Below are 18,503 nucleotides of genomic sequence, written 5' to 3'. Positions count from 1 at the left end.
AAAAAAAGGTTCTAGATTGATCAGATAATCTTAACATAGAACAATTTAGCTTTTGCTCGGATATACTTTACAGGCAATATGGTATATGTAATTGATGAGGCCTAATATGAGTGATTTAGATTTTACTATTAGTTGCACTGTTACCTTCTGTAGCAAGAAGAATACGAAACCACCAAATTTGAATAATGGAAAGTATAGTCCTCATATAGTTATCAAAGGTAGTGAGGAACATTTTGAAATCAACGTTATTGATGGTGAGGATGTTATCTTTAATGAGCCCATACGAGCCAATGCGTTGCCAGTGAATGAGGATGTAGATTATTCTAGCTTACAAGTTGGTACAGAGTTCTTTATCCTGGAAGGTAGTACTATTGTTGGAGAGGGAGTTGTAAAAGAAATCTTCCAACATACACCATATGAGAAGAAATAGTTGTGAGGATTGTATCCTCTGGAGTGTATATGATTAACATAGTTGATGGCAAACCGTATTTAGATCAAGTAAAGGCATTAATTCTTGAGTATACCCAATGGCTTGGTCGTGATTTGTCCTTTCAGAATTTAGATAAGGAATTAGCAGATATTGCTGAGAAATATACGGCTCCCAATGGTGAGTTATTAGTAGCTATCGATGATAATGACACGATACTCGGCATGGTGGCGTATTATCAGCATAGTGAGGCCCGTTGTGAAATGAAACGTCTCTATGTACGTCCTGAGGGGCGTGGACATGCTCTTGGCGATCGTCTTATTGAAAGTATCATGGATCATGCTAAGGCCTCTGGTTATAAAGAAATGGTATTAGATACAATTGAACCATTACAAGCAGCCATCCATTTGTACAAGAAGCATGGCTTTACTGAATGTGAGCCGTATTATCATAACCCTATGGATGATGTTATCTATATGAGTAAATCACTTATTTGATAGCATCTATTAGATAGTGTATGTATAAGAATCTTGAAATCTAGGTTCTAAGAAACTAGGAGTTCATTGGAGGAGCTGTTATGGCGATTACCTATACTGAAGAGCGAAATTTTACGCCCCAGCAGGTAGCAGATTTATCTCTATCTGTTCGTTGGGTGGTAGGCAAGTATCCTGATCGATTGCATAAGGCTCTGATGAATTCATCTCGTGTGATTTCTGCGTGGGATGGTGACCGTTTAGTTGGTCTTATCCGGGTCATGGATGATAGCGAGCTAGTGTGCTTTATAAACTATGTGCTAGTTCATCCTGATTATCAGGGGCATGGCATTGCAGGTCATTTACTAGAAATGGTGAAAACCGCTTACAAGTCTTACTTGTATATCAATGTTATGATTGGCGACAGCAAGAATGCACCATTTTACGAGAAACACGGCTTTAAGGTAAAAGAAAATTCCTTGCCAATGCAGTATCGTAACGTGCCTAAATACACAGATAAATAATTAGCAAATTACTATAAGGCTACACATAGTTATATGTATGTGTAGCCTTTATGGTGTAAACCATTTATACTAAAAATGGTTTATTGTTAACGGATTTACCTTAAAAGGTAATCTTTACAAATATAGGGTTATATAAATAGCTCAATACATAAAGATATTAAGAAGGACATTAATATGTTAATACGAAAAGCGACAATTGCAGATTTAGATTTAGTGACACATATAGAAGCAACGTGCTTCCCACCTGCTGAGGCAGCACCTCGTGAGGCTTTTGAAGAGCGGTTAAGGTATTATGCTGGTCAGTTTTTAATTGCCTTTGAAGGCGATACGCCAATAGGTTTTATCGATGGCTTCGTAACAGATGATGAAATTTTAACGGATGAGATGTTTGCTGATGCATCCTTACATGATCCTAACGGTGCATGGCAGATGATATTTGGTTTGAATACAATGCCAGAGTATCGGAAACGCGGTGTAGGTGGTAAGTTAATTGAGGCTTTCATTGACCTTGCGAGAGAGGAAAAGCGTAAGGGTGTTATTTTGACTTGTAAGGAAGAAAAGATTCATTATTACGCCAAGTTTGGCTTTGTCAATGAAGGTGAGTCTGAATCGGATCACGGCGGCGCTAAATGGTACCAAATGCGGATTGTGTTTTAGGTGCTTAGAAATGAGTAGGGATTAACTATTTATGGTTTTACAATAAAACTGGATATAATAGTTCCCATAAAAGAAGCTGAAATCTTTGCAGTGCAGCATTGATTTCAGCTTCTTTTTGTTGGGAAGATATGTATTTTGAAGGAGTCTGATTAAAAATAATTAAATAATTTCTTTAACTTGTGCCACGCCTTTATCGGTCAGCATATAGTACCCATTTGTTACATACAACAAGCCTTGTTTCTTAAGGTGTGATGCGGCTTGGTGTGTATAGTCTGGCTTCCAGTTCAAGTGTTCGTGAATGGTGCCGATACCATTTTCAATGGCTGCCACAGGTGTATTCATATGGGTATAGATGTGGCAGAGCATCATCGTTTCTCGATAGTGACGACGCAAGTGGCGTTGGCGAAGATAGGTTGCAATATAGCCTGTCTTTGGCGTGCAAATAACGGCAACTAATAAGGCGAGACCGATCGTTGTTGCGATAGCGCCTGCAATGGATACGTCTAGGGTGAAAGCGACTTCCGTACCGATAACGGCACAGATAATGCCGATGATGATACTGCTAGTGAGCATGGCTTTCACAGAGTCAGTCCATAAATAAGCGATAACCGCAGGTCCAATCATGAGGCCGATAACGAGGATAGCACCTACCGCTTGGAATGAAGCCACCACGGTAAGGGATACCATGGTCATCAGCACGTAATGGATGAGGGCTGGCATGAAGCCGAAGAGCCCTGCTAATAATGGGTCGAAGGTAGATAGCTGCAATTCCTTGTAGAAGAGCATAACTAATACGAGGTTGATTACCGCTACCCCCAGGGAAATCCATAGTGATACAGGACCTAGGTCGGTACCGTTTACAATCCATCTGTCGAATGGGGCGAACGCGATTTCCCCTAGAAGTGCCGTATCTACGTCAAGGTGTGCGTTACCACTATAGAGACTGACGAGGATGATGGCAATGGAGAAGAGGAGCGGGAAGATGATACCAATGGACGCGTCTTCGTTGACGAGGCCCGTGTTATGAATCATCTCTGTAAGCCACACCGTTCCTACGCCAACTACGGTTGCCCCTACTAAAAGCAAGGGGGAGTTTAAGTCTTCCGTTACAAAGAAAGCGAGCACGATGCCGAGGAATACGGTGTGCGTAATGGCGTCAGCCATCATGGACATGCGGCGTAGCACAAGGAATACACCAGGGATAGCGCACGCGATGGATACTGCGATGGCGATGAGTAAAATCTCTGTATGTACTGTCATGGGGTACCTCCTATGCGAGGCTGTCCACCCTCTGCTCTATATATCTTTTGTTGTAAATCGGCAGGACTTATCCTTGCAGTTTTTGATAATAAAGCTTGTTTTGATTGTTTGTTTTTACGATATTGCCACAAGATGCCTCTATTAGGTGCAAATATGAGACTCAATAGTACGATAACCGACAGAATGACGATGATCGCAGGACCTGTAGGTAGTTTTTGTACTGTTGTACTCCAAATGGTACCGCCGATAGCAGATACCATGCCGAAACATCCTGCTAGTATACACATGGTACCTAGCTTGTTCGTCCACTGACGGGCCCCTACGGCCGGTGCAATGAGTAGGGAACTGATCAAGATAGCACCTACTGATTGAATGCCGATGATGATGGTCATGATCAATAGTGAACGATATAAAATGAGTGTAAAGGTGACGGGAATTTGCAATGTTTTAGCGTATTCTACGTCAAAGGAAATGAGCTTTAGCTCTTTCCAAAATAAGGCTGTTAAAACGATAATGATGAGCGCTGCCGCCGATGTAATGTACACATCGCGAGCTAATATAGTGGCGGCCTGTCCAAATATAAATTTTGAAAGCCCCGCCTGACCTGCATTGTTCAGACTTTGAAGGTAGGTGAGTAGAACCATACCAAGACCAAAGAAAGCAGATAGTATAGTAGCCAGAGCACCATCGAATTTGATTTTACTATTTTCTACGGTGATGGTAATGAGCCATGCCGCAGTGATAGAGGATAGGGCGGCACCTATAATGAGTACCTCAATGTCTTTTATACCGGTTAGCAAGAACGCGATGACTACACCAGGCAGTGCCGCGTGGGAGAGGCCGTCACCGATGAGGCTTTCCTTGCGCAGTACTGCGAAGGTGCCTGCAATACCACTGGCAAGGCCTAAGAGCGCCGTGCCGAGCAGTACCATCTGCGTCGTATATGATTGGAGTATAGTCATACAATCCTCCCCTTGCCGTAGGTGCGCTCGATGGCTTCCTCTGTAAACGTATCTGCTACAGGGCCGTAGGCAACGGTCTGTTTGTTCACCATCGTTACCCAGTCGAAATATTGAGGTACCGTATTTAAATCGTGGTGCACGACGATAACTGTTTTGCCGCGCGCTTTCATTTCTTGTAAAAGGGAGATAATAGCATGTTCTGTTGTTTTATCGACGCCTTTGAAAGGTTCGTCCATGAGGTAAATGTCTGCTTCTTGTACGAGGGCACGAGCTAAGAATACACGCTGTTGTTGTCCCCCTGAAAGTTGACGAATTTGCCTGTTTACATAGTCACTCATGCCCATTTTATCAATCATGGAGAGGGCGAGATCTTTATCCTTTTTACTAGGTCGTTTGAACCAACCTAGATGACCATAACGGCCCATGAGTACGACGTCTAATACGGTAGTAGGAAAGTCCCAGTCGACACTACCACTTTGAGGGACGTAAGCGATTTTCTTGTAATCATGTTTGTCCATCGCTAAGTGGTGATCGATATAAAACTTAACACTCCCTGAGATAACTGTTAATAAGCCAAGCATGGCCTTTAATAATGTAGATTTTCCGGCTCCATTAGGGCCGACGATAGCCGCTAAGGAACCGATGGGCACCTTCATATCTACGTCCCATAATACGGGTTTCGTCGTATAGGCTACGGTCATATCTTCAACTTCAACGGCCCATTCCATAGAGACCTCCTTTTAATAATGAGTGCTACCAGCAATGTATTACTAGTAGCACGTGTACTTACATAGGGACATACATTTTATGTCGTCCTTGTTTTGAAACGTTATTTGTTATTTAAGTGCTTTAGCGATGGTATCGATGTTAGCTTTTACCATGCCAATATATGTGCCACCTTCAGTGCCTTCAGAACCGAGGGAGTCGGAGTATAATTCACCACCGATAGCAACGTTCCAGCCTTTAGCCTTAGCTGCTTCTTGAACGGCTTCGATTGTTTTATGTGGTACAGAAGATTCTACGAAAATCGCTTTAATTTTGTGATCTACGATAAATTGAACAAGTTCATTCACATCTTGTGTGCCAGCTTCTGTAGCAGTACTTACACCTTGCAAACCTTTTACTTCAAAGCCATAAGCGCGAGCAAAGTATTGGAAGGCATCGTGTGCTGTTACGAGAACGCGAGATTCTTTAGGAATGGATTCTGCTTGTGCTTTAATATATGCATCTGTTTCATCTAATTTAGTGAGGTATGCATCATACCGTTTCTTGAAATCCTCTTTGTGAGCTGGATCTGCTTTAGCAAGACCTTCATAGACAGCTTTTGCTGCTAGTTTCCAGTTAGCTACATCGAACCAAATATGAGGATCTTTAGTTTTCACGCCATCTTCTTCATCAAAGTCGAGTAGAGTGGCTGGATCAATAGCGTCGGATACGCGGATAGTAGCTTTATTTTGTTTTGTTAAATTATCGAAAATGGAAGCCATTTTACCTTCTAAGTGAATGCCGTTGTATACCACAACATCTGCTTTAGACATAGTTGTTACATCGCCGGCACTCGCTTGATAGAGGTGAGGGTCTACGCCAGGTCCCATGAGACCTTGTACGGACACATGGTCACCGCCGATTTCTTTTACCAAATCCGTTAACATTGTCGTTGTAGCAACGACGTTTAGTTTTTTCTGACTGTCTTGTGCTGCATCTTTTCCACAGCCTGCTAATGCGAATAACATAAGTGCTAATGATACGACGATTAGTAAGATTCGATTGAATTTCATAATAAACCTCCTTTTTTAGTTAGTAAATTTAAAGTCTTTAGTTATTTTGTTAATTACCCTTAATTTAAACGGAAAAATAGCCGCTACTAACGTAGCGGCTAGTGGCAGTTATACGTTCTTCTACTAAGGTCACGATTGTTTAGTGGATGAGAGATTGTAGATGGTTTGGCCCAATGAGGGCAACAATACCAAGTACCATCATGACCTTCATTTGAATACGCTTTCTACGTCTCATGATGAACCTCCTTTGTGTAATTTTTTTGTCATATCAACCTGATATGTGAGTCCGAACAGTTATCTTGGTACTAATATATCACAAATGAGAAATTTTATCAATAAGAAAATGTTCTTTAAATATTCATCTTTATTTAGTATGATATTATTCATAGACTTACAATAAATAAGGAGGCATATTATGAATAAATTATTCCGATTCACTGCGGCAGCTTTACTTGTTGCATCCTTTGGCGTATTAGGTAACTATACAGCTGATGCGGCTAAGTTCTTAGAATCTCCGCGCGAAGTGGAAATTGTAAAACCTGAGTTGCCTGAGGTTCCTCAAACAGCTACGGTAGCGCCTAATATGCGCGTACGCTTCTTAATTGATAAAAAAGGTAATGTTAAAAACGTATTCGTAGAACGTTCCTCTGGCTATGCTCCAATTGATGAAGCAGTGAAAAAAGCCATTCTACAATGGAAATTTACACCTGCTATCGGCGTGGACCAAAAGGCTCATGAATCTATTATTGGGATGACCATTACTCTACCTAAACAAGCTGTAACAGCTAAATAAGGAGAATGTGATGAATAAAGTGTTGCGTTGTACTGTATTAAGCGCATTGTTTGCAACGAGTCTGGCAGCCACTGTGTTGGCGGCTCCATTTCAATTGCCTGTAGCAATATCTACACCATCTGTAGATCAAATTAATATTGCTGGTTATGGCGATTCGATTCATAGTGCAGATGTGCGTTTTACAATTAATGAAGATGGTTCTGTAGGGGATATAGAGGTTGTAAAATCTAGTGGGGTTACTGCTCTTGATGAGGTTCTTGTTGAGAAAATCTCCACATGGCGTTTCAACCCGGCTACAGACTCTAATGGTAATCCTGTAGCATCTTCTAAAACTGAATATATTGATTTTAGAAACTAATCAAAGGCGCTCATACAGTGTATGGGCGCTTTTTTAGAATCTTTCAAATATATCTAAATATGTATCTGTGGCAACTGAAAATTACTTTCAAAATGGGTATACTAAAAATAGATTATATAGAGCAATAACATATTGCATATAGGAATAGCATTGACCCATGGAGGTATAAGCATATGAATCCATTACAGCAAAAGCTAGATATTAATAGTGATCGTTACAGAATTATTGTGTCTGTAAAAGAAGATTATTTAGATGGTAAATTGTCCTTGGAAGAGGGCAATCGTATTTTGAAAGAAAAATTAGGCACTTGTACACCTGATGAGTTTGCCTATGCAGAGCAAAGTTTGAAAGGTGTATATAAGGATGAGGAAATCCTAGATAAGATGGATGATCTATTGAACTTATTTGATGGCGTATTAGTGCGTGCTGAGAATGAGTACCCTGAAAATCATCCATTATGGGCCTATTTGGAAGAAATCAATGCCGTTGAAAAGGTAGCTCTTGAAGTTGATGAATTGTTGAAACAAGAGAAGTTCATCAAGAATTCTTGGCTCGGTGTATTTGATTCCTTAGCGCAATGGCGTATTCATCTATCCCGCAAGCAAAATCAATTATATCCAATGCTTGAAGAACATGGATTTGATCGCCCTACACGTATCATGTGGACCTTTGATGATGGCGTGCGTGATGCCATCTCTGCGTCGTATGCATTGCTTCGAGAAGATAAATACGAAGAATTTTTAGCATCCGTTCCTGAAACGTTGGCGAAATTGCGTGATTTGAATTCTAAAGAGTTAGAAGTACTATTGCCAACATCCTTTAAATTATTAGGCGATGAAGAGTTTGTGCGCATGAGCAAAAACGATCATGAAATTGGTTATGCTATCATCAATCCGCCAGGTTTGTATGTCGTGGCAGGCATCAACGATTCAGCAGCTCAATTAAATGGAAATAACACTGGTCAAAATGGTGCAGTATCTAATGAGTTCCTAAATGATTTAGCAGGGTTATTATCCAAATACGTTGGTCCTGTAGGTGGGGCACAAGTTGGCAAGGATGCTGTTCTTGATGTAGCTACTGGAAAATTGACATTAGAACAAATCAATCTATTGTTCCGTCATCTTCCTGTAGATTTGTCCTATGTAGATGAAAACGAACTTGTTAAGTTCTACAGCGATACGCCACATCGTATATTCCCTCGCAGTGCCAATGTTATCGGTCGTGAGGTGAAGAATTGTCACCCTGCGAAATCCGTTCACGTTGTAGAAGAAATCGTTGAGAAGTTCCGCTCAGGTGAGCAAAGCCAAGCTGAATTCTGGATTAATAAACCGGGATTATTTATCTATGTTATCTACACTGCAGTACGTGATGAAAATGGTAAATTCCGTGGCGTTCTAGAAATGATGCAAGATTGCACTCATATCCGTGAATTGGAAGGTTCTCGCACACTATTAACTTGGGATAAGACAGAGTTTGTAGGAAATGCAGAAAATAGTACTGGTAAGGGTAATGATACTGATAAATCCTTAGCCCAAGAGGCTGCAGAAGAGGTAGATGAAGAGCCACTCGCTACCGATGCTGACGGTCGTTTCCATATCGATGCAAAGACAACTCTCTCTAATTTAATCAAGCAAAGCCCTGAGGTTGTAGATTATTTGATTTCTTTAAATCCTAAATTTGAGAAATTGAAAACACCGATGGTGAAAGTGATGGCAAAAGTGGCAACGATCAAGATGATTGCCGAACGTGGTGATTTTAACGTAGATGATCTTGTTGGTAAAATTGATGCCTTCATTAATAAAGCTAAAAAATAAATATTTGCTTTTTTAGAATAAATGGCTAGGTCCTATGACCTAGCCTCATTTCATTTTTTGATTAGCTGTTATATATTCAGCATACTTTTTTACACTGATTTTTACTGGGGTGAAATCAATAAAATAGATAGAGATATCAAAACTATTTATATATAATGTGTTGCACTAATTCATAATAAGCATGCATTAATTTCTTATAATTCATCTATTTTGTGTATACAAATTTGTCTGAAAAGGGTACAATAAAATATAATGAAAGTATTTGCGGATGCAGTATTTTCTTATCTTAAACTACTTTTACAAGAGAAATTACGTATATATTAAAGGTGAGGATCTGGATACTATGTCGACAAGACGCGTTTGGAAGCAAAGTGAAATTAAAACAAACCCATTATTTTCTAAGATGCGCAGTACTATTGAAACTGCATTTTATGGAAACAATGTAACGCCTATTACATCTGTGGCACAAGCGTACCAATTGGCCACTGAAGAACCTGGTGTTATCGTCCTCGATATGTCTGTATATAAACCATGCGAGCAAGGTTTGCCAGCTGATGCAAAGGTACTTGTTACAAACGATGGTAAAACTACAGGCCGTTATGCAAAAGCTCGTCGCATTATTGGCGATGAAGGCATTGACGAAGTGGAACTTGCTAATATTGCACGTGATGCAGTCTATGATAGCCGTGGTAAAGAATGGATTTCTGCTGATACTATCGTAGGTCTTGATAAAAAATTTACTGCTCGTGCGCATTTGATGATTCCGAAAGACCATGCATCCATTTTGTATTCTTGGATCATGAACTTTAAGTTCTTTGATGCAGCCGTAAAAGAATTCTACAATGATAGTGTAGAAATTCCAGAAGGCGATATTTATATCTATTCTGATCCTGACTATGTGGTACCAGGTCATCCGGGTGGGCTTGCTATTTTTGACCCAGCTCATAACTGCGCTATGATTCTTGGTATGCGCTACTTCGGTGAGCATAAAAAAGGTACCCTTACATTGGCTTGGTCCTTGGCGAATCGTTTTGATTATGTAGCATGCCACGGCGGTATGAAACGTTACAATCTTGACAATGGTAAAAGCTACACTATCGGTGTATTTGGCTTGTCCGGTTCTGGTAAATCTACATTAACTCATGAAAAGCATGATGGTCGTTATGATATTTCTATCTTGCATGACGATGCGTATATCATTAATACTAATGACTTGAGTTCTATTGCTCTTGAACCTACATATTTCGACAAAATGCAAGACTATCCTGTGGAACATCCTGCTAATGAATTCTTGTTGACTCTACAAAATGTTGGCGTAACTATGGATGAGGATGGCCGTAAGGTTGTATTGGCAGAAGATGTGCGTAATAATAATGGTCGCGCTATTAAATCTCAATTCTGGACAGATAATCGTGTAAACTACGTAGATCAACCAGTTAATGCCATTGTATGGCTTATGAAAGATAAAACTTTGCCACCAATCCTTAAAATTAATGATCCTGTTTTGGCATCTACAATGGGCGCAACACTGGCGACACGTCGTTCTACTGCTGAAAAGCTGGATGCTCACGTTGATCCAAATGCACTTGTTATCGAACCATATGCAAATCCATTCCGTACATATCCATTGGTTCGTGACTATGAAAGCTACAAAAAATTATTCTCTGAATGTGGCGTACAATGTTACATCATGAATACAGGTTTCTTCTTGGAAGACAAAATTCCTAAAGAGGTAACTCTTGATTTATTGGAACGTTTGGTAGAAGGCACATTGGACTTCAAACCATTCTATAAATATGAAAACCTCTCTTATGTTGAGGTTTCTGGTTTTGAACCACCATTCCAAGTGCGTGAATACCATCACCAATTACACAAAGCGTTTGAGTTCCGCTATGACTATGTAGAAAAACTTATTGGTCATAAAAACGAATTACCTCAAGAAGTATTGGATGTATTGAAAACTCTAATGTAGTCTCAAAATTTATTAAATCCTCAATATAATATTGAGATTGTCTAACTGCTCAAATAAAAGGCCCTCCTTGTGGAGGGCTCTTTCTTTTGTGGTAATATATACTTATGATAAATCAATAATGTTTTGTTATAAGGTGTTTTTATGGATATAAAGGATATTAAATATATAAGTACCATCGTTGAGATGGCATCATTTTCAAAGGCATCTAAAAAACTATATATCTCTCAACCCGCATTGAGTCAAAGTATTCGTCGCATTGAGGCTGAATTAGGTGTACCTTTATTTGCTCGAGATCGGACAAAGGTTGTACCAACCGCTGCAGCCTTACAAATTGCTAAAGAGGGTATGCCTTTAGTAGGAAAGGTAGAGGCTTTAACGCAGTCGATCATTAATCAAGGGTCTGATGCGGCTTATCATGTGCGTATTGGATTATCTCAATTCTATGGTCACCATATGTTGGGAAAAACATTAAAGAGCTTTCAACAAATTGAGCCATCCTGGGAATTTCACGTAGTAGAAGGGGAGTCCCATTTTTTGGAGCAACAAATTTGTGATGGATTGGTTGATGTAGGTCTATTCCCAACACCAATCTACTCTCAGGCCCTTGAAAGTTATCCTGTGTTAGATGAGCAAATTTTATTAGCTGTTAGTGTAGAGAATAAAAAAGCTATAGCTATTGCTGACTCGCTCATGACACCGAATGGAATACATGAGATAGCACCATTTGGGTCTTTTCCTTTTATTCTCATAAGAGAAGGCCTTAAGTTGCGAACCTTGGTAAATCGTCTATGTCAGGCTGAATCCTTTGTGCCTAAAGCGGTTATTGGCTCTGAAAATCTTGACACTTGTAGATCCTTGGTAGAAGATGATTATGGTATTACTTTCTTGCCAAGTACATTAAATAGTAAGGGCGATGATGATAAAGTTAAATTCTATCCTTTAGCATCGAAACTATGTTTCCGTCAATTAGTTCTTGTAGCGAGATCAGATAGAGCAAAGCGATTCCATTTGCCTGAAGTGGCTCAAGTTATGCAACAATTCTTATAAATTATACAGATGGAATGTTAGAGTATTAAGTACTGTTTGCAAATAATAATTCATATAAAACAATATATAAATATAGTATTCTATAGATAAAAGAGGTTAATTCCCTAAGTTCACAGGAATTAATCTCTTTTGATTTGTGAAAGAAAACTGAAAATATCGAATTTAATAAATATAGTAATTACAATGTTTTTTGAAGTAAATGAGTCAAAAAATTCTCAAAAAATAATTGACAAATGTCCTGTCAAAAAATATACTATAATTAGGTTAAAACATATTTAGGAGATAGGATTTAAAACCCACAAGTGTGGTGGATTTAAAAAATAAAATAAAAGTAGAATATGTTTTCTTATTATTGTTAGTTGGCCTACGTAGGCCCCTAGGAGGTTTATTATGAATAAAGATGTGGAAAACAAAAACACCCATGACCACAGCCATGGCGAATATCATCACCATCATGATCATGACCATCATCACCATGACCATGACCACTGCCATTGTGGCGGTCACCATCACGATCACGACCATGATCATCATCATGACCATGACCATAGTCATGGTAAAGCGTTGCCAACGGATAAATGGGTGCCACACACTCATGAACCAGGGGTACCTCATGAACATGGCGTAAACGATTACATGAAAGCCGTTGCTGAGTATCGTAAAACTTGGCCTACAAAACAAGATGTTATCGAACAAACACCAGATCCAGCTGTACGCGAAATGATTCTTCGCATGGAGCAAATTGGTTGCGATACAGTATTTGACCGTTTCGATAAACAACAACCACAATGTACTTTTGGTATTGCAGGCGTATGTTGTCGTGTTTGCTTCATGGGTCCATGTAAAATTACACCTAAGAGCCCTCGTGGTGTCTGCGGTGCTGATGCTGATCTTATTGTAGCTCGTAATATGACACGCGCAGCAGCTGGTGGCTTAACACAACATGGTGCGCATGCTCGAGAAATCTTGATTTCTTTGAAAGCTGCTGCTAACGATCAATTGGATATTCCAATTTTAGGGGAAGAAAAAATTCGCACAGTATGTAAAGCTTTCAACATCCCTGAAGAAGGTCGTTCCTTAAAAGAAGTGGCTAATGACTTGGCAGATGTTCTATTAGAAGATTTGAGCCGTGCATTGCCTGGCGAATATAAAACAATTACAGCGTTAGCTCCAGCTGAGCGCCGTGAAGTTTGGAAAAACCTTGATATCTTACCTATTTCTGCGTACAATGAAGCCTTTGATGCATACCATCGTACATGTGTAGGTACAGATGGCGATTGGGAAAGCAACATGAAACAATTCTTGCGTTGTGGTCTTGCTTTCACATTCACAGGCGTAGTAGCAGCGGACATCGCAACAGATGCATTGTTCGGTCAAGGTGGTCGTCGTACATCCAAAGTTAACATCGGTGCATTGAAAAAAGGTTATGTTAACATCGCTGTTCATGGTCACTTGCCAACATTAGTATCACAAATTTGTACAATTGGTGCCTCTGAAGAGTACTTAGAAAAAGCAAAAGCTATCGGTGCTAAAGGCATCCAATTCTACGGTATCTGTTGCTCTGGTTTGTCCAGTATGTACCGTTATGAAAACGTTATTCCATTGTGTAATGCTATCGGTGCGGAACTTGTACTTGGTACAGGCGCTCTTGATTGCTGGGTAGCTGACGTTCAAGACGTATACCCTGCTATCATGGACGTAGCACGTTGCTTCAACACAAAAGTTATCACTACATCTGATGCAGCTCGTTTACCAGGTGCAGAACACATTGGTTACGATCACCATCATACTAACTTGTCTGAAACAAAAGCATTGGCTCGCAAAATCTTGGATCGCGCTCTTGAAGCTCATGAATTGCGCAAAGGCATGCCTGTATTCATTCCGCCATACGAAATCACTGCTGAAGTTGGTTTCTCTCCAGAATCCACTGTTAAACATTACGGTTCCTTCAAACCATTGGCAGAGGCTTTAAAATCTGGTAAAGTTCGTGGTATTGTAAACGTAGTAGGTTGTTCCAACCCTCGCGTTATTTATGAAAAAGCAACTGTAGATATTGTTGATACACTTATCAAAAATGGCTGTATCATCTTAACAAATGGTTGTGCATCCTTCCCATTGATGAAACTTGGTTACTGTAATACAGATGCTATTAAGAAATGTAGCCCTGCATTGCAAGAGTTCTTGGGCGATGATCAACCACCTGTATGGCATGTCGGCGAATGTGTAGATAATGCACGTTCCTCCGGTATTTTTGCTGGTATTGCTGGTGAATTAGGTCTTAACTTACCACAAATGCCATTTGCTATGTCTAGCCCTGAATGGTCTAACGAAAAAGGTATCGATGCATCCCTTGGCTTCCGCTTGATGGGTATTAACTCTTACCATTGCGTTGAGCCACCTACACAAGGCTCTGATGCTGTTACAAAATGGCTTAAAGAAGACACTAAAGACATCTTAGGTTCTGTTATGTATGTAAATACTGATCCTGCTAAAGTAGCTGAAAAAATCTTAGCTGATATCGATGCTAAACGTGCTGCTTTAGGTTGGGCTGAAGTAAAATAGTTTATCCTTTGATAGATTATAATTTGTAGTTGCGTATAAAAACACCCTCTATAGATCTTATAGTTATTATGACTATTAGAATTAAGAGGGTGTTTTTTATTGCTTGTGGATAGATTTTTTACTTGTCTTGTATTAGCCGTAGTATAATGTACTAATTGTTTTAGACCTATTAAAGTGTGATGGTTTCACCATCTTCAGGCACTGCTACATGGCTTTCAATATTGTTGCCTTTGATAAATTTGCGTACATCCTTACGACTTGTTGCAGTATGATTAACTGTATCCATGTGAACCGCAATAATTTTAGCCTCTGGTTTGCGTACCACCATGCGGCCAATATCTTTTGTACCCATAATAATACTATCTTCAAAGCCTAAAATTTGAGCATATCCAGTGTTCATAATAATAACGTTAGGGTCGAAGCGAAGGAGGGCCTTCTCTACATCACTTGTCCAAACTGTATCGCCTACAAGGTACACAGTTGGTTCGTCTGCTGCTTCAAAAATAACGCCCATCGCATCGCCTGCTAATTGTGCGAGAACTGGATTTGCATACATTTCTAGAGTGCCGTGGGAGCCACCTGTTTTTCTTAATGTGATACTATTAAACTCTAGACTTTCAAAAATGATGCGTACATCATTAAAGCCTTGTGAAGTAATAAGTTCTTTGTCCGCTGTATTTTGTACAAAAATAGGAAGTGATTTTGGAATAGCATTAATTGCCGTATCATCCCAATGGTCAAGATGTGTGTGTGTGACTACCACTGCAGTTACATTGCTTAATAGATTGTCCATTGATAGAGGTAAATCAACCATAGGCATTCTTTGTTGATAGTTAAATGTTCCTTCAAAGCCAGGATAAGTATCTTTTGGTGCTAAAAATGGATCAATAAGGAATGTTGTATTTTTTATTGTTAATTTTCCTGTGGCGTTTCGAATGTGAGTATATTGTGTCATAGTTATCTCCTTAATTAGATTATTGTCGATTTAATTGAATAGATTATTATTTGTAATCTCTAGAACTAGTGTACCTTGTTTTGGTATACTAGTCTCAACAATAATTAACACTATGTTTATTAATAGACACATTGTATAAAAGTGTCTATATTGGAGGTTATATGATAACTCGAAAAGAAATGACACGTATGTTGTTAAAAGAAGGCTTGCTTAGTTGTTTAGCAAACAATTCTTTTGAGTCTGTAACAGTAACATCGTTGTGTAAAGCTTCGGGTATAACTCGTTCTACTTTTTATTTACACTATAGTAATATCATGGAAATTGTTGATGATTTAGTGGATGATGCAATCGCTTATTCAAAGCCAGGAATGGTAGATAACAACAATTTACAAACCATAGCTAACACCTTATCAGCTGCTTCTAATTCTGTTTCGTTGAGAGAAGCATACGATTCTATTTTTGATAGATTGCCTTTATGTCAGCGTATTATACGACATAAAAAGTATTTACCTTTATTTTTAGATGAACAAATTTCAGAATATGTATTACAACGCATTATAGGACGTGAAAAAGATCGGCAAGGGCTCGTTATGGCAGAATCTCTTGGCGTTTCGTTTGATGTGGGGGTATCTATTTTTATATTTTTAGTACACGGTCTATATGCTGTTAATAAACAATATAAGTGGTCTCAGAGCGATGAGTGGTTAGAAGCTCTGAAAATTATTTTTGAACTAGTTTATCGTGGATTACAAAGTAAATAGAATTTATACACGTTTATATTTTGAGATTCATTAAAGTTTTATACAACGAAAAAAGGACTCCAACTGGAGTCCTTTTTTCATGTAAGGGGAGTGTTAGTATTAATATCAAATGAACCATGTATTTAAACAAGTAGTAGGTTTGGGGTTAGTAATACTTGTCGGGAGATAAATACACGTATGGTAACCAGGGAATTGTTACCTCTATTTATCATTTGACATTGTCATTATAAGAACAAAAAATGAGTTGAAAATGAAATTTTTTAAGAAATTTCTTTTAATTTCTTGAAATTCTAAAAAAGATAATAATTAAGTTTAATTATTGTTGATAAATATGGGACAATTTTGGTATTATATATAAAGGAGAAGTTGTATATTTTATAAAGGTTTAATGGCTATTAGAGTTTTATAAAGTATACAGCTCTATAGCATGAGAGGAGCAGTCATATGAGGAAAATATTTACCATATTGTCCCTTTTGTGGCTACTCAGTATAGGGGGGACTGCTAACGCAACGGACTGGTACTATGTTGGACCAGATGCATCAGGAAACCAATTATTTATTGACAACGACAGTGTTCAAAAAAGTGATTATGATGCGCTTTTGTGGCTGCGGGTCAATGAACTGGGTGGCGACGAATTGCGATATAAAGTGTATATAAGTAGATATAACCGTACCATGGAAACATTAAAGGTAGATGCATACATGGCAGACGGTACACCCTATGAAAATGTAGAGTTCAATGAAAACCCTGAACCTATTGAAGGTAATACAAATGGTCAAGCCATTTATAATTTATTATGGCAATAAAAGAACCATCTAGCACAGCAAACTAGATGGTTCTTTTTATATGTGTAAAAAATTTATAAATCTTAGGAATATTTTTTATATACAACATCCTCAAAGGAGAATGGTATATACAGAAATTTAAACTTGGGCAGAGTTGCGGCTTAATTCCAAGTCTTGAATCATTTGGAGATCGTCTTGTGGAGAGCGACCGCCAGTTGTTAAGTAGCCACCAACCATGATACCGTTAAGGCCACCTTTTAAAGCATAAGCTTGTAAGTCACGAAGATTTACTTCACGACCACCAGCTGTACGAATCAATGCATTTGGCAAGATGAAACGGAATACAGCGAAGGTACGTAAAATATCTAATGGACGTAATGCTTTATTGCTTTCAAATGGCGTACCTTTAACAGGATTCAAAATGTTGAGTGGTACAGAGTCAATATGTAAGCGTTTAAGCTCAAATGCCATTTCTACGCGTTGTTCTAATGTCTCGTTGAGTCCAAGGATGCCGCCAGAGCAAACGCGAATGCCTGCTTTTTGAGCGTTGTCGATGGTAGACATTTTATCTTCGTAGGAATGGGTTGTACAAATATCTGGGAAGTGACTAGGTGCTGTTTCGATATTGGAGTGGTATCGAGTTACACCCACTTCTTTCAATTTGAGAGCTTGTTCATAAGTTAACAAACCAAGAGAACAGCAAATTTCGAGGCCTACTTCATCTTTAATGCGGCCTAATACGCGAATGATTTGATCGAATTCGTTTGGGTTATTAGTATTACGACCACTTGTTACGATGGAGAAGCGAATAGCGCCTGCCTCTTTAGCTTTGCGAGCCGCATCGAGGATGCTTTCATCATCCATGAACGGATATACTTGAACGCCTGTTTCGTGATGTGCAGATTGAGCACAGAATTTACAGTTTTCAGGACATTTGCCAGATCGTGCATTTACAATGGCGCATACATCTACGGAGTTGTCATTGAAATGTTGACGAATTTTATCTGCCATAGCGAGCAGAATCATCGTATCATCATCAGATGTATGAATTAACTCAATTGCTTCTTCTTTTGTAATTTCACCACCATGCATAATACGATTTGCTATAGTAAGGATTTTTTCGTATGTTCCCACCTGGGATGGTTGTTGATCTGTAGGCAAAGCCATAATAGCCTCCTAATTGTTAACTTAATAAAAATATAAAATATTGACAATTTGATTGTAAACGTTAGTGCATAAATTGTCAACTTAATGTATTTTTGAGTTAACAAAAATATGTATGTAGTTTTTAGAGCGCTTTTAATACAGAGGAATTATATGACTTACAACTAATTTTAGAGGCTATATTTTACTATATATATTAAGGTGTTAAAT

At 38.9% G+C, this 18,503-nt stretch carries 18 protein-coding genes; 12 read left to right on the top strand and 6 right to left on the bottom strand.

Annotation, left to right across the window (positions count from 1 at the left end; genetic code table 11):
- Positions 1-106 precede the first annotated feature (106 nt).
- From ACDF53_RS02485 to ACDF53_RS02470, 4 genes are all read left to right on the top strand, one after another.
- Positions 107-430, top strand: coding sequence for a hypothetical protein (locus tag ACDF53_RS02485; protein WP_370815375.1), 324 nt, complete (start codon positions 107-109; stop codon positions 428-430).
- Positions 431-459: 29 nt separating this feature from the next.
- Positions 460-924: a GNAT family N-acetyltransferase gene (locus ACDF53_RS02480; RefSeq protein ID WP_370815374.1), complete on the top strand. Its 465-nt coding sequence runs from the start codon at positions 460-462 to the stop codon at positions 922-924.
- A gap of 80 nt (positions 925-1,004) precedes the next feature.
- Complete coding sequence (locus tag ACDF53_RS02475) at positions 1,005-1,424, top strand: GNAT family N-acetyltransferase (RefSeq protein WP_370815373.1); 420 nt, start codon at positions 1,005-1,007, stop codon at positions 1,422-1,424.
- A 174-nt stretch (positions 1,425-1,598) separates the two neighbouring features.
- Entirely contained in the window at positions 1,599-2,081 is a 483-nt protein-coding gene (locus tag ACDF53_RS02470) for a GNAT family N-acetyltransferase (protein ID WP_370815372.1), read from the top strand.
- Positions 2,082-2,240: 159 nt separating this feature from the next.
- On the opposite strand, the gene ACDF53_RS02465 is transcribed toward ACDF53_RS02470, so the two are convergent.
- The 4 genes from ACDF53_RS02465 to ACDF53_RS02450 all read right to left on the bottom strand — a co-directional run bounded on the left by ACDF53_RS02465 (position 2,241) and on the right by ACDF53_RS02450 (position 6,081).
- Positions 2,241-3,341, bottom strand: coding sequence for a metal ABC transporter permease (locus ACDF53_RS02465; protein ID WP_370815371.1), 1,101 nt, complete (start codon positions 3,339-3,341; stop codon positions 2,241-2,243).
- Entirely contained in the window at positions 3,338-4,303 is a 966-nt protein-coding gene (locus tag ACDF53_RS02460) for a metal ABC transporter permease (RefSeq protein WP_370815370.1), read from the bottom strand. The genes ACDF53_RS02465 and ACDF53_RS02460 overlap by 4 nt, the downstream gene beginning before the upstream one ends.
- Positions 4,300-5,031 (bottom strand): metal ABC transporter ATP-binding protein, encoded by a 732-nt coding sequence (locus ACDF53_RS02455; RefSeq protein ID WP_287534135.1) that lies wholly within the window; start codon positions 5,029-5,031, stop codon positions 4,300-4,302. The genes ACDF53_RS02460 and ACDF53_RS02455 overlap by 4 nt, the downstream gene beginning before the upstream one ends.
- A gap of 108 nt (positions 5,032-5,139) precedes the next feature.
- Complete coding sequence (locus ACDF53_RS02450) at positions 5,140-6,081, bottom strand: metal ABC transporter solute-binding protein, Zn/Mn family (RefSeq protein WP_370815369.1); 942 nt, start codon at positions 6,079-6,081, stop codon at positions 5,140-5,142.
- Between the two features lie 415 nt (positions 6,082-6,496).
- On the opposite strand from ACDF53_RS02450, the gene ACDF53_RS02445 reads away from it, so the two are divergent.
- The 6 genes from ACDF53_RS02445 to cooS all read left to right on the top strand — a co-directional run bounded on the left by ACDF53_RS02445 (position 6,497) and on the right by cooS (position 14,627).
- Positions 6,497-6,874, top strand: a complete 378-nt coding sequence (locus ACDF53_RS02445) for an energy transducer TonB (RefSeq protein ID WP_119208833.1) — start codon at positions 6,497-6,499, stop codon at positions 6,872-6,874.
- 10 nt (positions 6,875-6,884) lie between these two features.
- On the top strand, positions 6,885-7,232 hold the full coding sequence (locus ACDF53_RS02440) for an energy transducer TonB (protein ID WP_308518877.1): 348 nt from the start codon (positions 6,885-6,887) through the stop codon (positions 7,230-7,232).
- Positions 7,233-7,405: 173 nt separating this feature from the next.
- Positions 7,406-9,046, top strand: coding sequence for a PAS domain-containing protein (locus ACDF53_RS02435; protein ID WP_370815368.1), 1,641 nt, complete (start codon positions 7,406-7,408; stop codon positions 9,044-9,046).
- 343 nt (positions 9,047-9,389) lie between these two features.
- On the top strand, positions 9,390-11,018 hold the full coding sequence (locus ACDF53_RS02430; protein ID WP_370815367.1) for a phosphoenolpyruvate carboxykinase (ATP): 1,629 nt from the start codon (positions 9,390-9,392) through the stop codon (positions 11,016-11,018).
- Between the two features lie 141 nt (positions 11,019-11,159).
- A complete protein-coding gene (locus ACDF53_RS02425) occupies positions 11,160-12,065 on the top strand; it encodes a LysR family transcriptional regulator (RefSeq protein WP_005387617.1) in 906 nt (301 codons plus the stop codon).
- Positions 12,066-12,455: 390 nt separating this feature from the next.
- Positions 12,456-14,627 carry an anaerobic carbon-monoxide dehydrogenase catalytic subunit gene (gene cooS, locus ACDF53_RS02420; protein WP_195186282.1) on the top strand — a complete coding sequence of 724 codons (2,172 nt, stop codon included), beginning with the start codon at positions 12,456-12,458 and terminating at the stop codon, positions 14,625-14,627.
- A 169-nt stretch (positions 14,628-14,796) separates the two neighbouring features.
- Here the strand turns inward: cooS and ACDF53_RS02415 are convergent, their stop codons facing one another.
- Positions 14,797-15,582 carry an MBL fold metallo-hydrolase gene (locus ACDF53_RS02415; RefSeq protein WP_005387622.1) on the bottom strand — a complete coding sequence of 262 codons (786 nt, stop codon included), beginning with the start codon at positions 15,580-15,582 and terminating at the stop codon, positions 14,797-14,799.
- A 161-nt stretch (positions 15,583-15,743) separates the two neighbouring features.
- Between ACDF53_RS02415 and ACDF53_RS02410 the strand changes: the two genes are divergently transcribed.
- On the top strand, positions 15,744-16,343 hold the full coding sequence (locus ACDF53_RS02410; RefSeq protein ID WP_227720522.1) for a TetR/AcrR family transcriptional regulator: 600 nt from the start codon (positions 15,744-15,746) through the stop codon (positions 16,341-16,343).
- 444 nt (positions 16,344-16,787) lie between these two features.
- Complete coding sequence (locus ACDF53_RS02405; protein WP_105090068.1) at positions 16,788-17,150, top strand: hypothetical protein; 363 nt, start codon at positions 16,788-16,790, stop codon at positions 17,148-17,150.
- A 117-nt stretch (positions 17,151-17,267) separates the two neighbouring features.
- Here the strand turns inward: ACDF53_RS02405 and bioB are convergent, their stop codons facing one another.
- Positions 17,268-18,296, bottom strand: coding sequence for a biotin synthase BioB (bioB, locus tag ACDF53_RS02400; RefSeq protein WP_227720516.1), 1,029 nt, complete (start codon positions 18,294-18,296; stop codon positions 17,268-17,270).
- Positions 18,297-18,503: the final 207 nt, after the last annotated feature.

The organism is Veillonella sp. (assembly GCF_041333735.1).
Lineage (GTDB): Bacteria > Bacillota > Negativicutes > Veillonellales > Veillonellaceae > Veillonella.
This window is presented reverse-complemented; position numbering and strand designations above follow the sequence as displayed.

What these genes read in the sequence shown, in the direction of transcription:
- ACDF53_RS02430 (WP_370815367.1), top strand. Translation starts at nt 9,390, where the DNA reads ATGTCGACAAGACGCGTTTGGAAGCAAAGTGAAATTAAAACAAACCCA.
- ACDF53_RS02465 (WP_370815371.1), bottom strand. Translation starts at nt 3,341, where the DNA reads ATGACAGTACATACAGAGATTTTACTCATCGCCATCGCAGTATCCATC.
- ACDF53_RS02455 (WP_287534135.1), bottom strand. Translation starts at nt 5,031, where the DNA reads ATGGAATGGGCCGTTGAAGTTGAAGATATGACCGTAGCCTATACGACG.
- ACDF53_RS02440 (WP_308518877.1), top strand. Translation starts at nt 6,885, where the DNA reads ATGAATAAAGTGTTGCGTTGTACTGTATTAAGCGCATTGTTTGCAACG.
- ACDF53_RS02460 (WP_370815370.1), bottom strand. Translation starts at nt 4,303, where the DNA reads ATGACTATACTCCAATCATATACGACGCAGATGGTACTGCTCGGCACG.
- ACDF53_RS02470 (WP_370815372.1), top strand. Translation starts at nt 1,599, where the DNA reads ATGTTAATACGAAAAGCGACAATTGCAGATTTAGATTTAGTGACACAT.
- ACDF53_RS02475 (WP_370815373.1), top strand. Translation starts at nt 1,005, where the DNA reads ATGGCGATTACCTATACTGAAGAGCGAAATTTTACGCCCCAGCAGGTA.
- ACDF53_RS02405 (WP_105090068.1), top strand. Translation starts at nt 16,788, where the DNA reads ATGAGGAAAATATTTACCATATTGTCCCTTTTGTGGCTACTCAGTATA.
- ACDF53_RS02445 (WP_119208833.1), top strand. Translation starts at nt 6,497, where the DNA reads ATGAATAAATTATTCCGATTCACTGCGGCAGCTTTACTTGTTGCATCC.
- ACDF53_RS02485 (WP_370815375.1), top strand. Translation starts at nt 107, where the DNA reads ATGAGTGATTTAGATTTTACTATTAGTTGCACTGTTACCTTCTGTAGC.
- ACDF53_RS02480 (WP_370815374.1), top strand. Translation starts at nt 460, where the DNA reads ATGATTAACATAGTTGATGGCAAACCGTATTTAGATCAAGTAAAGGCA.
- ACDF53_RS02425 (WP_005387617.1), top strand. Translation starts at nt 11,160, where the DNA reads ATGGATATAAAGGATATTAAATATATAAGTACCATCGTTGAGATGGCA.
- cooS (WP_195186282.1), top strand. Translation starts at nt 12,456, where the DNA reads ATGAATAAAGATGTGGAAAACAAAAACACCCATGACCACAGCCATGGC.
- ACDF53_RS02450 (WP_370815369.1), bottom strand. Translation starts at nt 6,081, where the DNA reads ATGAAATTCAATCGAATCTTACTAATCGTCGTATCATTAGCACTTATG.
- ACDF53_RS02415 (WP_005387622.1), bottom strand. Translation starts at nt 15,582, where the DNA reads ATGACACAATATACTCACATTCGAAACGCCACAGGAAAATTAACAATA.
- ACDF53_RS02410 (WP_227720522.1), top strand. Translation starts at nt 15,744, where the DNA reads ATGATAACTCGAAAAGAAATGACACGTATGTTGTTAAAAGAAGGCTTG.
- bioB (WP_227720516.1), bottom strand. Translation starts at nt 18,296, where the DNA reads ATGGCTTTGCCTACAGATCAACAACCATCCCAGGTGGGAACATACGAA.
- ACDF53_RS02435 (WP_370815368.1), top strand. Translation starts at nt 7,406, where the DNA reads ATGAATCCATTACAGCAAAAGCTAGATATTAATAGTGATCGTTACAGA.